Annotated in this window: 9 protein-coding genes; 2 read left to right on the top strand and 7 right to left on the bottom strand. The window is 45.1% G+C overall.

The genetic code is table 11. From position 1 onward, the window contains the following. The 7 genes from ACJ751_RS15830 to ACJ751_RS15800 all read right to left on the bottom strand — a co-directional run. Nucleotides 1-972, bottom strand: a 972-nt coding sequence (locus ACJ751_RS15830) for a branched-chain amino acid aminotransferase (protein ID WP_407746473.1), incomplete at its 3' end; no start/stop codon positions are given. Nucleotides 973-1,558: 586 nt separating this feature from the next. Then, complete coding sequence (locus ACJ751_RS15825) at nucleotides 1,559-3,343, bottom strand: AMP-dependent synthetase/ligase (protein ID WP_407746472.1); 1,785 nt, start codon at nucleotides 3,341-3,343, stop codon at nucleotides 1,559-1,561. A 94-nt stretch (nucleotides 3,344-3,437) separates the two neighbouring features. Then, complete coding sequence (locus tag ACJ751_RS15820; RefSeq protein ID WP_407746471.1) at nucleotides 3,438-4,469, bottom strand: tetratricopeptide repeat protein; 1,032 nt, start codon at nucleotides 4,467-4,469, stop codon at nucleotides 3,438-3,440. 416 nt (nucleotides 4,470-4,885) lie between these two features. Then, nucleotides 4,886-6,118, bottom strand: coding sequence for a DUF1015 domain-containing protein (locus ACJ751_RS15815; protein ID WP_407746470.1), 1,233 nt, complete (start codon nucleotides 6,116-6,118; stop codon nucleotides 4,886-4,888). A 118-nt stretch (nucleotides 6,119-6,236) separates the two neighbouring features. Further along, nucleotides 6,237-7,316, bottom strand: a complete 1,080-nt coding sequence (gene serC, locus ACJ751_RS15810) for a 3-phosphoserine/phosphohydroxythreonine transaminase (RefSeq protein WP_407746469.1) — start codon at nucleotides 7,314-7,316, stop codon at nucleotides 6,237-6,239. Nucleotides 7,317-7,415: 99 nt separating this feature from the next. Further along, a complete protein-coding gene (locus ACJ751_RS15805; protein ID WP_407746468.1) occupies nucleotides 7,416-8,381 on the bottom strand; it encodes a zinc dependent phospholipase C family protein in 966 nt (321 codons plus the stop codon). A 223-nt stretch (nucleotides 8,382-8,604) separates the two neighbouring features. After that, entirely contained in the window at nucleotides 8,605-9,285 is a 681-nt protein-coding gene (locus ACJ751_RS15800) for a DUF502 domain-containing protein (RefSeq protein WP_407746467.1), read from the bottom strand. Nucleotides 9,286-9,525: 240 nt separating this feature from the next. Here ACJ751_RS15800 and ACJ751_RS15795 point away from each other — a divergent pair, with 240 nt between their 5' ends. Both ACJ751_RS15795 and ACJ751_RS15790 read left to right on the top strand, forming a co-directional pair. Beyond that, nucleotides 9,526-10,188, top strand: coding sequence for a TetR/AcrR family transcriptional regulator (locus tag ACJ751_RS15795; protein ID WP_407746466.1), 663 nt, complete (start codon nucleotides 9,526-9,528; stop codon nucleotides 10,186-10,188). Next, the gene (locus tag ACJ751_RS15790) at nucleotides 10,160-11,569 is read left to right on the top strand and encodes a TolC family protein (protein WP_407746465.1); all 1,410 of its coding nucleotides are present in this window, start codon (nucleotides 10,160-10,162) and stop codon (nucleotides 11,567-11,569) included. Before ACJ751_RS15795 ends, ACJ751_RS15790 begins: the two co-directional genes overlap by 29 nt. The last annotated feature ends 114 nt before the right edge of the window (nucleotides 11,570-11,683 follow it).

The following is an 11,683-nucleotide window of genomic DNA, read 5'->3' as shown; positions in this document are numbered from 1 at the left end:
GTTATAAGCCGGTAAATGGTGGTCAATACCATTTAAGTGAATAGTGGCGATGGGAGCCACTACAGCGGCTGTACCGGCGCCAAATGCTTCTGAAATGGTATTATGACGGAACGCATGTTCCAGTTCTGTTACGGCTACAGGACGGGCTTCATGCGGAATGCCCAGGTCGCCGGCCAGCGTGAGTAAACTATCGCGGGTTACACCGGCCAGGATGGAATCGCTGGTGGGCGGGGTAACCAGTACGCCATCGATAACGAACATGGCGTTCATCATACCGCTTTCTTCAATGTATTTGTTCTCGCGGGCGTCTGTCCATAATACCTGGTCATAGCCGGCTTCTTTTGCCTGTTGTGTGGGATAGAAAGCGCCACCGTAGTTACCGGCGCATTTTGCAGAACCGGTGCCACCTTTGGCCGCGCGTGAAAAATCGGTTTCTACTTTTAACCGCAACGGGTTGGAGAAGTAGGCGCCAACGGGGCCGGTAAACATGATGAAACAATATTCATCTGAGATCTTTACGCCATATTTGGCTTCGCTGGCAAACATGATGGGGCGAACATATAAGGCGCCACCAGGTTGCGTAGGCAACCAATCCCTGTCTACTTCAATGAGGCGGCGAAGGCCGTCAACAAAAAGTTCTTCGGGTACGCCTGGCATGCACATGCGGCTTAATGAACGCAGCAATCTTTCATAATGCTTTTGCACGCGGAACAGGTTCACGCGGCCGTCTTCGAGCCTGAATGCTTTCAGGCCTTCAAACACGGATTGTCCGTAATGCAGGGCCAGGGTAGCAGGGCTTAAGGAAATATCGCCAAAAGGAACAATACTGGGCGCGTCCCATTGACCATTTTTATAATAACAGATCAGCATGTGGTCGGAGATATAATTTCCAAACCCCAGCTTATTGAAATCAACTTCAGGTAATCTTGATTTGGTTGTTCTCTGAACCAGTATCTCGTCGGTAAGTTCCATAAACTAAAATTTTTTGGTGCTACAAGTCATTCTGAGTGTAAAGATAAATCATAAAGGTACAAGGCGCAACCAATAGGCAATTGGCAATTAACAATAGGCAAGGGTTCGCGAATTGCGGGGGATCGATTATTGGCAAACTGACGCCGTTTAGGGAATAATTTGCCAATTGCCTATTGCTTATTGGTTCTTTTTCATGGCTATAATTTGGTTGTATAAAGTTGAGCCGGCCGGCCGGCGCGAACAACCCGTTTTCTGCTATCCTTCTACAAATTTCTTCAAGAACATCCTTATAAAACAGATGCAGTTTTAGCAAGTTTGACCAGATCAGTTGCCTTTTTTCTTGTCTGCCCCACGTTTTAAACTCTGTTAGCCATTTTTATACTTAAACGCAGACCAAGCCCAGACCAAGCCCAGACATAGCCCAGACAAAACCCAGGAATTATGTGTGTTAAAGCTGGGTTTTGTCTGGTCATAAGCACCGTTTTAAACGGGTTTGTTTTAAAAAAGGTTACAAGAAGGGCAAGCAGAAAATAAAAAGCCCCCCGATGTATGTCGGGGGGCTACCTATATGCTTAAAAATCAATAATTACGCGTAAATATGTTCTATGGAGTCGCGGTATTTTTCCATTACCACTTTTCGTTTCAGGCTCAGTTTGGGGGTCATTTCGCCGGTTTCAATGCTCCATTCCTGCGGTAACAGTTCAAACCGTTTTATTTGCTCAACGTGGTTGAAGAATTTGTTGAAGCTATCAATTAGTTCGCGGTACAGGTCATGTACCTTCGGTTGTTTAATCAGTTCTTCGTTGCTCATGTCGGGCAGGCCCTGTTTGCGGGCCCAGTCTTTCAGTGTTGGAAAGGCGGGAATTATGAGCGCGCCCACAAATTTCCTTTCTGACCCAACTACCATGATCTGTTCTACATAGATCGATTCTTTCAGTTTATTTTCAATAGGCAGGGGCGCTACGTATTTACCACCGCTTGTTTTAAACAGCTCTTTTTTGCGGTCGGTAATTTTCAGGTATCTGCCATCCACCATCATGCCAATATCGCCGGTATGGTACCATTCGCCTGTCATTTCTTCCTTCGTTAAATCGGGGCGTTTGTAATAGCCCATCATCACATTGGGGCCTTTACAAAGTATTTCGCCATCTTCTGCAATCTTTACTTCTACGTCGTCGATAAGCGGGCCTACCGTACCAAATTGCCGGTCCTTTTCCTCAAACCGGTTTACACTGATAACAGGCGAGGTTTCTGTTAACCCATAGCCTTCGAGCACTGGTATTTGTGCAGCGGTAAAAATGCGGATCAAACGCACCTGGCAGGCGGCGCCACCGCTTACAATACATTTCAGGTTATTGCCCAGGCCTTCGCGCCATTTGCTAAAAATGAGTTTATTGGCCAGGGCCAGTTGCATTTTGTAGCTAAAGCTCATGGGTTTATTGATCTCGTACCGGGTGGCCAGGTCATGCGCCCAGTAGAATAATTTTCTTTTTATGCCGGTCAGTTCCGCGCCTTTGGCCATAATGCGATCATACACTTTTTCGAGCAGGCGGGGAACGGTGGTGAACATGCCGGGCTTTACTTCTTTCAGGTTTTCCCCAATGGTATCCATCGTTTCCGCATAATAAATGGGAATACCCCTGTACAGGTAGAAGTAAGTGATCATGCGTTCGAAAATATGGTTCAGGGGCAGAAAGCTCAGCGCTTTCATCTCTGGGAATACCGGCAAACAGGGATAGCAGGCCATTACATTGGTCATAATGTTCCGGTGCGACAACATTACCCCTTTGGGCGTACCCGTTGTGCCGGACGTATAAATAATGGTGGCGAGGTCTTCCCCGTCGATATTATCGGCAATGCTCTGTACTTTTTTGTGAGCTTCCTCACTGGCCAGGGATAGGATCTCTTTCCAGTGGCGGGCATTGGCCACATGTTCAAACGTGTAGATCTCCTTCAGGGAAGGAACTTTTTCTTTTACGCTTAAAACTTTATGAAACAGTTCTTCGTCGTTTACAAACACCATTTTCACCTGGGCATCGTGTAACACAAATTCCAGGTCCTGCACATTGATGGTGGGATAAATGGGGGTGAGGATGGCGCCGATCTGTTGAACGGCGAGATCGAGCATCACCCATTCGGGGCGGTTCTTGCTGAGAATGGCAATTTTATCGCGATTTTCAGCGGTCATATCGCCGCAATGCATGCCCAGGTTCAGTAATCCAGCGCTCAGTTTATCTACGGTAGTTTTAACTTCCTGTGTGCTGTAGCTTTTCCATTGACCATTTTCCTTTGCCGCCAGCAGGTTGGGCAAAGATCTGTTTTCTTTTAAATGGAATTGCAGGCAATCGAATAGACGTTTGGGTTCGGTCATAGCTATTAATTTAAAGCCGGTCCAGGATCTTTATTGAATATAGCAATTCTGCTGAAATAAAAAAAGTCCCCCGATGCATCGGGGGACTAATTAATTAATTTTTTGCTGTTTGATAATACTGCCCCGAGGAAGGTAATTTGAACACTCGGTTGTGTTGAAAGTAATCAAACTTATTATATTCTTCCTGGTGAGTTTTAGTCCAGTTTTCGTAAGCCGGCAGGTTGGCTGCAGTGCCGAACATCCATTGATTATAAGCATCGAACATACCTGCTTTTAACAGCTGCTGGTGGTATTCGTATAAACGGAAGGGAAGGCCTTTGGCATATTTTGTGAACCATTCCAGCACGAACTTGGTGCGCACGGCCGATAAAGTTTCCGGGGTTACGCCATTGGCGCCAATAAATGAAGATTGTGATTTCATTACATCGAGGAATGCCCGCACAAAATCATTTTTGGTATCCTGATCCCTGGTGATGTTGGCATCGGTGAACAATTTCTTATAGCTATCCAGCAACACCATCTTGATCTCGGCTGTGCGTTTTGAATAACTTTCAAGATTGATAAAAATTTCACCATATATCAATACCCATACTTTATCGGTAGTGAAATAGTAATGTTTGGTGGCGTTATAGTAGTTGCCTGAAAAGTTAGGATCTGATTCAATGCCTTTTTCCCATAATTTAATGGCATCGGAGTAATTTTTTTTGCTCCACATCATTTCGCCATATTCGTTGTACAGGATGCCGCTGTTGGGGAATTTCTTCAGGGCCGTTTTGTACATTTTCTCACAATCTTTTACTTCTTCAATGGCTTTGTATAACATACCCAATATCTGAAAGCTTTGTACATCAGCGTCCTGGCGGTCGGGGAATTTTCTGGCTACTTCTATGCCGTGGGAGTAATCACGATTAAGATAATAGGCAAAGGCCAGGTCTTTTTGCAGTTCCAGGTTATCGGTATTGGTTTGTAATCCCCGGTTCAACACCAGTACGGCGTTGGAATAATCTCCCTGCTTCATGTAATTTTTGGCCGTTTCCTGAACGGTTTTCACATCAACAGACTCCGTTTGAGCCTGGGTCATATTTACGGCCAGTAATAAGCCTATCGCTGGTAAAAGATGTTTCATTGTCTCAAAGATAATGCTTGTTGGTTCTTGATAAAGTTAAAATGTAGGGAAGTTGTATAGGTGACAGGATGGGGCAAGTTGACCAGTTAACCAGTTGACCTGTTGACGAGTAGAGAGGCAGGTTGATAGGGTTAATATGGTTGATAAGGTTGATAAAGGGGTGGGACTTAAAATAGGATGCAGGTGGCATAAAATGCCGAAAGCCGGAAGGCATTACTATTTTCTAGCATCTGCATTTCCGGCTTTCTATTGGTTTACTTCGGCCTTCGGCCTCAGACTATTTGTATTCCCTGTTAACTTGTCAACATGTTAACTCGTCAACTTCCTACTTCGATCTCATCCTCTATCAACTCTTTCAACCTTATCAACTCGTCAACATCTTGGTCAACTGGTCAACTGGTCAACTGGTCAACTGATCAACTATAAATCAAGTGCGTCAACAACCCATCCCGTAACTTTGGTTCGAACCACGTGCTTTTGGGCGGCATAACATTACCACTATCCGCAATATCGAACAGCTGCTGAATGGTAACGGGATGCAGGCTGAACGCTACGGCCATTTCGCCGCTGTTCACTCGTTTTTCCAGTTCACCCAATCCGCGAATACCCCCAACAAAGTCGATGCGTTTATCGGTACGCTGGTCTTTGATGCCTAATAAGGGATCCAGTACCAGGTTAGAAAGTATGGACACATCCAACACCCCAATAGGATCAGTTGTAAAGGTGCCAGGTTTGGCGGTAAGGGTATACCACTGACCTTTCAGGTACATACCAAACTGATGCAGGTTAGCAGGCGCTACTGCACTGCCCGATTTTTCAATGGTAAACGAAGCGCCTAATTTTTCAAGCAAAGCGGCTTCGGTTAACCCGTTCAGGTCTTTTACCACCCGGTTATAATCCATAATGTACAACTGGTTCGATGGGAACAGGGTTGTCAGGAAATGATCGGCTTCAGCCTTTGCCTGGGTACCCAGTGCTTTGCGCACCTTGGCAGCAGAGGCAGCCCGGTGGTGTCCATCGGCGATATAGGTTTGCGGGATCTGTGTTTTGAACAGGTTGGTTATTTGCGCATTCACCGCCTCGTCGGTAATTACCCAAATGGTATGGCTGATGGCATCATCGGCAACAAAATTATACACCGGTGTATGGGTGTTTTTCCAGTTTTCGATCAGCGTATCCACTTCTGCATGGTTCCTGTAAGCGAGAAACACATTACCGGTTTGTGCACCGGTTGTGGCGATGTGATTAATGCGGTCCTGCTCTTTTTCAGGGCGCGTGAATTCGTGTTTTTTAATAACGTCGTTTTCATAATCATCAACAGAGCTGGCGGCTACCAAACCGGTTTGGCTTCGGCCATTCATTATCAGTTGATAGATATAGAAACAGGGTTTATCTTCTCTGAATAAGATACCGCGTTGAATAAACGCTGCAATATTCTCTTTGGCTTTGTCATACACCGGCTGGCTGTGGATATCCATATCCTCGGGCAGGTCGATCTCTGATTTGGTAATATGCAGGAACGAGTGTGGATTACCTACTACTTCTTCACGGGCTTCTTTTGAGTTCAGCACATCGTAAGGGCGTGAGGCAACCTGCTTTGCCAGCTCAGGTCGCGGGCGCAGGGCTTTGAAAGGAGAAATATTAGCCATTGTTTACTTTTATGCGTTTAGTTATCCTTTTACAAGGTGGGTCACTCTAACAGAGGGGCTCACCTTAAGTTCCAAAGGGTGAGCCGTCCGCCGGCTGGCGGATTGCCCACCCTTTGGGCTATCCTTTTTTATTTGCGAAATCTTTCATGAGGTCTGTCAACACCTGCACGCTTGCCAGTGGCATTGCGTTGTACATCGAAATTCTGAACCCGCCAACACTACGGTGACCCTTCACCCCATAAATATTGTTCTGTTTGCACAGGGTCAGAAATTCTTTTTCCAGGTCGGCATTGTTCAGCACAAAGCAGACATTCATACTACTGCGGTCTTCTTTATTGATAACCGCGCCTTTGAACACCGGATTGTTATCGATGGTATTGTACGCTAATTGCGCTTTCTGGTTGTTTAATTTTTCAATAGCCTGTACACCGCCCAGTTTTTTTAACCAGCGCAGGGTAAGCATACAAACATACACCGCAAATACGGGTGGCGTATTTAACATGGAACCGTTTTCGATATGCTGGCGGTAATCCATCATGGTGGGCAGCTTGCGGGTTACCTTACCCAAAATGTTTTTATTTACGATCACCAGGTTTACCCCGGCAGCGCCTATATTCTTTTGCGCACCAGCATAAATGAGGTCGAATTTATTAAAGTCCATTACCCGGCTCAGGATATCACTACTCATATCGGCTACCAGGGGCACGCCGGCTTCAAAGAAAGGAGTGAAATCGTGCCACTGCACACCATGAATGGTTTCGTTGGTGGTGAGGTGAAAGTACTTCGCGGTTTTGGGAACGGTGAATTGTTTGGGCAGATGGTTGTAGTTCGATTCTTTGGCACTGCAAACTACTTCCACATGGCCGTATAATTTGGCTTCTTTGATGGCTTTTGACGACCAGGTACCGGTATCGGTATAGGCGGCTATTTCATTTTCGTTCAGCAGGTTCATGGGAATTTGAAAGAACTGGGTGGACGCGCCACCATGCAGGAACAGCACTTCATGCTGATCGTCGAGTTGCATTAATTCTTTCACCAGGGCAATGGCTTCGTCCATTACTGCCTGAAACTGATCGGTGCGGTGCCCAATCTCCAGGATAGACAAACCGGAATTGTTGTAGTTTAAAATGGCTTCACTGGCTTGTTTGAATACTTCCTGGGGCAGAATGCTGGGGCCCGAGTTAAAATTGTGCATCATTGTTTCACTCTTAAATTAGAAGGAGTGCAAAGGTATCTATTTTGGTGGACTAAAGGCCCTCCTAATTTTGTGGTTGATGCGTAAGTGGTTAATAATGAATTAATCACAATCTTTGCCCAGCGCCTTTCCTGTTAACCATGACTGGTTTAACCGGTCGAATTCGCGCAGGTCTTCCTCGCTTAGGTTTTTATGAGTAAGCTGTTTCAGATCGGGCTGGCCGGCGTTGACCCAGGCCGTATACCAGAAAGAGGCCACGGCGGCAATGGATTGCTGCATACGCCGCTCTATCATATTATTCAATTGCTGGTTATAGGCCAGGCAGTAGGCTGTGGCATACTGCCTAATCACCTGGCCATTCCGTGGTTCAAAGGAGTATTTGCGGTCAGCAGAAAATTGCGTGGTCAGTTCCCGTTCAATACGCAGTACGCTGTCTGCGGCGGCAGCGCTTTCCAGCACTCGTTTCCAGGTAAAAGAAAGCGGGTTGGTGAGGTAACTGGCTTTGCCCATTAGAAAGTCCCAATTGGTGGCGGCCAGCAGTTCGGGAATGCGCGATTCCCAAAAGGCATGAATGCCCTGCTGGTTAGTGAGTTGCCCGTTGTGATTGCTGCATACATGCAGGGGCACATGTGCATCGGCGATATAATGCCCGAAGTCGGCCGACAGTTTCAGGATCTTCACCTGGTCTTTTTCTTTAAATGCGGCGGTAAGCCGGTACAACATGATTTGAATATGCCAGGGCACAATGCCATATGCCTGCAGGGTGTCTTTGCCGTATTTTTCAATGGCTTTGGAAAAGGTGCGTGGAAGTGAATCGAATGGATATACGCCGTAATGGTCAATATCTATATAATGACGGGCGCCTTCTGCGGCTACGGCATAGCGGCGTTTGTCGGGGTCAACGGCATGATCGGTAAGAAAGGAGAGATTGGGTTTATATAACACGAGCATTTCAGGCGGCAGCATAAATACCGCGTAATAATTTATCTGGCGATGGGCATAAAAGCCCCAGGGGTAGAGGGGGTGGTGGTATAATACCATTGTAGTTATAAGGAGAAGCTTCTTCATAAATGACAAGCAAACGGCAAACGGCAAACGGCAAAAAAATGCAACTGCAAATGTAGGATCCTTGAATTTTCAAAGCCGGTATTTGTCGGGTAACTCGAATGGATGTTCGTCAGCCGGCTGGCGGACGGCTCACCCTGATGTAAGCATAAAGGTGAGCCGCCCGCGGACGACGACCCACCTTTTAAGTATTGTGTTGCTGCGTTTAACCTGCTGCTTTGGGTTTTCAGTTTTCTGCCTTCTGCCTTCTGCCTTCTGCCCCCATCTTCGGCGTTACGCTTTCTTCATCGATAGTAGTAACACCACCGGAGATGGCAAACTTCATGGCTTCGGATGAACTGATGTCGGTTAATAATTTTACCCTGTCGATCTTTACAAAATACAAGCGGCCGGTGAGGGCATACGATTGGGGAATATATACCGCAACAAATTCCTGCAAACCAAACCCATGTACTTCTTCCTGGGTAATAAAACCGATCTGCCATACATCGGTTGTTTCAATACTTACCAGCACTGCTTTATCAAATTTTCTTTTATTACCGGCAAAGGCTTCAAAGAAATCTTTTACCGTAGAGTACAAAAGCTTGATGCCGGGTGTGCGTTCGAGTACTTTATCGAACAGGTCAACCAGCTTGCTGATAACATAGGAGGAGGAAACATACCCTACCAGTATAACGATAAGCGTTACCAGGATAAAACCCAGTCCGGGAATTTTTTTAGGATTGCCGGCGGCATCGGTTCCCAGTACATTGGGGTTGAAATAGCCGATGAGGCTGGGCAGGATGTTATCGATAAAATTAAATAAAGCTGTTACTGCATAAATAGTAATAGCGATAGGCGCTAAAATAATTAGCCCCTGCAGAAAGTACTGTATAACCTTTTTAAATATATGTTGCGAAGATTTCATGTGCTGCCTTGTTTGCTCCCAAAATTAGCCCATTGCCGGTGGCTAATAAAATAAGCTTCTATAAAGTTGTATGTTTTTGGCTGGAAAGCAATCTGTTAGAAATAATACGGCTGGCGCAAATCCTATACCGCTCCATTAATAACGAACAATAGTTCGGAAAGGTATTTGTTATGAACGGCTTAAAATAGCTGTTGGAAACTTTGGTTACAAAAAAAGTTTCCATAGTTTTGTGCGGATTTTATGATACCAGATTTAAATACAAAAGTGCGCATCCGGGATAAAGCGAAGGAACTATTCCTACGGTATGGTATTCGCTCGGTATCCATGGATGATATAGCCAACCAGTTGGGCATGTCGAAAAAGACTATATATCAGTATTTCACCGATAAGAATGAGCTGGTTGATGCAGTTGTGGAAGAAGAAGTGCAGGATATGCAGCACGACTGCATGAAATGCGGCGAAGAGGCGAAGGATGCCATAGAGGAAATATTTTTAACCGTTGACCAGGTAATAGAACAATTAAGCAGTATGAACCCCATGGTATTATACGATATGGAAAAATTCCATATTCGCGCATACCAGCGGTTTATGGAACATAAAAACAAGTTCCTGTTAGAGATCATCAGAAAGAACCTGGAATGGGGTATAAAAGACGGGCTGTATCGCCCCGATGTGAGTGTTGATATAATTTCGAAGTTCAGGTTGGATTCTATGATGATCCCCTTTAACATAGACCTCTACCCGCCCTCCAGGTATAAATTGTCTGAGGTTACCAAAGCTATTATTGAACATTATGTATTCGGGGTTGCATCTCTGAAAGGCCACAAACTTATTTTGAAATATCAACAGCATAGAAATAAAAATGCAAAGAACTATGAAACTGAATCCGGCAAGCATTTATAGAATCGCCATGATGCTGGTTTTAACAAGCATCATGCGACCGGCCCTGGCACAGGATAAACACGCACTAACCGTACAACAAGCGGCAGATTATGCAAAAAAGAACAGCATACAGGTTAAAAACCTGTTACTGGATGTTCAGTTGCAAGAGGAAACCAACCGGCAGGTTACTTCCAGCGCCTACCCGCAGTTAAGCGGCAGAATGGGTACTACCTATAATCCGAATATCGCCGTACAGTCATTTCCTGACTTCATATCATTGGCCACCTATGGTGTATTGCAAAAAGAAGGTGTGACTGATGGTTCGGGCCGGCCAATTACTGTACCAAATGACATTGGATTATTACGAGCCCAGTTTGGGACCAAATGGATTGCCAACGCCGGTTTTGATCTGAGCCAGATATTGTTCGATGGCCAGGTGTTTGTGGGTTTGCAGGCAAGAGCAACTACCATGGAATGGGCAAGAAAAAATGTAGAAGTAACCGAAGAACTGATAAAGGCAAACGTTTATAAAGTGTACTATCAGCTGGTAGTAAGCAAAACACAAATAGACTTACTCGATGCCAACATTGAACGCCTGCAAAAACTGCAGCACGATACCCGTGAGATGTATAAAAATGGATTTGCCGAAAAACTGGATGTAGATAAAGTAGATGTGCAGATCGCTAACCTGCAAACAGAGAAGAAAAGGGTTGAGAACCAGATTGCCAGCGGTAACCTGGGACTGAAACTGTTGATGGGTATGCCCATGAAAGAGGAACTGGTGCTTACCGATACATTAAGCGACAGTCAGATAAAAAACGGCATCCTGGAAGCAAGTAGTTATAACTACAACGACAGAAAGGAAATGCAATATGCCGAACTGGGTAGAAAATTGAATGAGTATAATATCAAACGTTATAACCTGAGCCAGATACCAACAGTAAGCCTGTCCGGTTCCTGGTCAAAGAACGCGCAACGTAACGAATTCAATTTCTTTGGTAAAGGAGATTGGTACACGTTCTCCAATATCAGTTTGAACGTTTCAGTACCCATTTTTAAAGGGTTCTACACCAGATCGAAGATCCAGGAGGCAAAGCTTACCCTGAAGAAAACAGAGAACCAGATAGAAAACCTGAAATTATCAATAGATAATGAAGTAGAAACGGCCCGGATAAATTTCAAGACAGCTATCGAGGCGATGGACTATCAAAAGCAGAATATGAAGCTGGCGGAAGATGTGTATGAGCAAACCAAAAAGAAATTTGAATCCGGGTTAGGATCAAATACTGAGATCACTGCAGCTCAAACTGACCTGAAGGCCGCGCAAACCAATTATATCAACGCCTTGTACGATGCCATTGTGGCCAGGGTTGATTTCATGAAAGCCATTGGAAAACTATAATTCAATACTCTATAAAACTCTAAACCAACAAATGTATTCAACGGATAAATTTACCGATATGAAAAGTACGTATAACATCATTGGCACAGTTGCAGTTGTTGTTTTTTTAGCAGC

This window comes from Niastella sp., assembly GCF_045805085.1.
Lineage (GTDB): Bacteria > Bacteroidota > Bacteroidia > Chitinophagales > Chitinophagaceae > Niastella.
Note: the sequence above shows the minus strand (reverse complement) of the source record. Positions and strands in the feature narration are given on the sequence as shown.